The organism is Methylobacterium sp. E-065 (assembly GCF_022829605.1).
Lineage (GTDB): Bacteria > Pseudomonadota > Alphaproteobacteria > Rhizobiales > Beijerinckiaceae > Methylobacterium.
On the sequence record NZ_JAKSYD010000275.1, the window covers coordinates 1 to 1,894 of the forward strand.

The 1,894-nt window shown below is 66.9% G+C and carries 4 protein-coding genes; 1 reads left to right on the forward strand and 3 read right to left on the reverse strand.

What is annotated here, in order from left to right:
* The coding region (locus MKK84_RS31510) for an HU family DNA-binding protein (RefSeq protein WP_243926378.1) at nucleotides 1-133 on the reverse strand (133 nt) is incomplete at its 3' end.
* A gap of 164 nt (nucleotides 134-297) precedes the next feature.
* Between MKK84_RS31510 and MKK84_RS31515 the strand changes: the two genes are divergently transcribed.
* Nucleotides 298-864 carry an Hpt domain-containing protein gene (locus MKK84_RS31515; protein WP_243926374.1) on the forward strand — a complete coding sequence of 189 codons (567 nt, stop codon included), beginning with the start codon at nucleotides 298-300 and terminating at the stop codon, nucleotides 862-864.
* Nucleotides 865-1,086: 222 nt separating this feature from the next.
* Here the strand turns inward: MKK84_RS31515 and MKK84_RS31520 are convergent, their stop codons facing one another.
* Nucleotides 1,087-1,314: a hypothetical protein gene (locus tag MKK84_RS31520; RefSeq protein WP_243926376.1), complete on the reverse strand. Its 228-nt coding sequence runs from the start codon at nucleotides 1,312-1,314 to the stop codon at nucleotides 1,087-1,089.
* Between the two features lie 284 nt (nucleotides 1,315-1,598).
* A complete protein-coding gene (locus tag MKK84_RS31525) occupies nucleotides 1,599-1,877 on the reverse strand; it encodes a hypothetical protein (protein WP_243926380.1) in 279 nt (92 codons plus the stop codon).
* Nucleotides 1,878-1,894: the final 17 nt, after the last annotated feature.

Sequence of the window (1,894 nt, forward strand, 5' to 3'; positions counted from 1 at the left end):
GCTCCACGCGATCGCCGTCCGCCAGGGCGCGGGTCATTTTGTCGAGGATGGCGTCGACCACCGCCTCGACGTCCTTGGCGTAGAGGTGCGGGTTCTGCGCAGCGATGCGGGCGACGAGTTCGGACCGGATCATGCCCCATCGATGCCGGCTCGTTCACCGGACCGCAACCGCGCCATGGCATGTCCAGTTACGGGCCGCGTCGCGTATAGGCCCGCGTTGGTGATGTCGGTCGCTCCCCCGCCCGTGGCTTGCGGTCCACGCGGGGTCGAGCGGCCGACGGATCACGGCGGGGTCGGATGAGCGCCACCCGGTCCATCCGCGCGCTGGCCGGGCCAGTCTCCGCTATCCCCATCATCGCGCTGACGGCCAACGTTCTCCCGCAGCAGCTCACCGAGTTTCGGAATGCGGGCATGACGGATCACGTCGGCAAACCGTTTCGTCGTGACGAACTGCTCGCTGCCATTGATCGATGGGCTCAACGTCCCCCCAATGGGTTACCGGCGACAATCGGAGCGGCGCCAGCCCTCGGTCAGGACATCGATCCAACCGTGCTCGACACCGCGGTGCTCGCGGAGATGAAGGAGAGCTTCGGAGCCGATCGGCTCGGCGCCATGCTCGGCCTTCTCGCAAGCGAAGTCACCCAGCGCCTTCGCCCAGGTGAGGCGGCCCGAGAGCAGATCGCCTACGACGCGCACGCTCTCGTCTCAGCGGCCGGTTCCCTTGGCTTCGTCGGCTTGTCGAGCCTCTGCCGCGAGGTTGAGACTGCTGCTCGAACAGGTGGCGACCTAGCGCTGCTGATCGAACGTTTACAGGAGCAACGTGCGGCCACGCTGCGCATGATCGAGGAGCTTAGGGCGGCCTGACAGATAACCAGTTCGTACCCGCTCGCTACCGCTCCGCATCCTCCTGTCAGCGCGCCCGACGCATTCGCGACACCACACGGCCTGCAGCGGGTGAGCACGTGACGACAGGCGTTCCTGGGCCAGTTCCCTGGGGCTCGCCCGTGAAGCCTTGGCCGGGCAGTTGCGTGAGGGTCGGCGCGGTGCGGCGGGACTTGAGACCACGAAGCGCCGGCCCACGGCCTGTTATTGCAGGCGGGGCTTGTTGGTATTGGCCTTGATCCATCGCGGTGAGAGGATATCGCCGTCCTCGGTGATGATCCAGGGCTGTGCGTCCTCGGCATCGATGGCTTCGGCCGCCGCAGCGAGTGCCTCACGTAGCGTCAGGAACTCATGCCCCTGCGCAACCTGAGCCGGGCCTTGGCCTGGCCACACGGTCAGCTCGGCGCGCTTGTCGAGATCGGCTCGCGTCATGCTCGGGCTCTTGATTGTCGCGGAAGCGTACGGGCTACCGTCGGCCTGCGGCGATCATTCGGCGGTTTGGTTACGGATCTGTCTCTCCGGGCTCACGACTGCGCGAGCCTGACAAGCGCAGAAGGCCCGCACCTGAGGGTAGGCGCGGGCCTTCATCGGATTGGCGGACGCTCAACCGCGGGCGTGTCAGACGCCGAGCAGAACTTGGACCGAGCCCATCAACGTCGCCGCTAGGGCGAAGGCGAACAGGCCGATCATCGCGTAGGAGACAGGCTTCAGCTTCATCAGCAGCGGTTGCCACCAGAGGTCTGACCATACTGCTTGACGGGGAAGTGCTGCTGATTGGCGTTGCCCTCGGCGGCCGAGCTCATCGGGCAGGTGTAGGGGTTGTTGTCGTACCCAAACAGACCGCCGGCCGGGGCGCCGAGCGAGCCAGTGGCCTCGATGCCGTAGGGCTGCAGACCGGTCCAGGCAGTGGGACGCGGGGCGGCTGCGGCGGGCGAAAGCGCGGCGGCGGTGAAGGCGAGGGCGGCGGCCAGCGTAGCAAAGCGGGTCGTCGTCATGGCGTTTCTCAATCTCC

Excerpts from the sequence above, each read along its gene's own strand:
- MKK84_RS31515 (WP_243926374.1), top strand. The coding sequence starts at position 298 with ATGAGCGCCACCCGGTCCATCCGCGCGCTGGCCGGGCCAGTCTCCGCT.
- MKK84_RS31525 (WP_243926380.1), bottom strand. The coding sequence starts at position 1,877 with ATGACGACGACCCGCTTTGCTACGCTGGCCGCCGCCCTCGCCTTCACC.
- MKK84_RS31520 (WP_243926376.1), bottom strand. The coding sequence starts at position 1,314 with ATGACGCGAGCCGATCTCGACAAGCGCGCCGAGCTGACCGTGTGGCCA.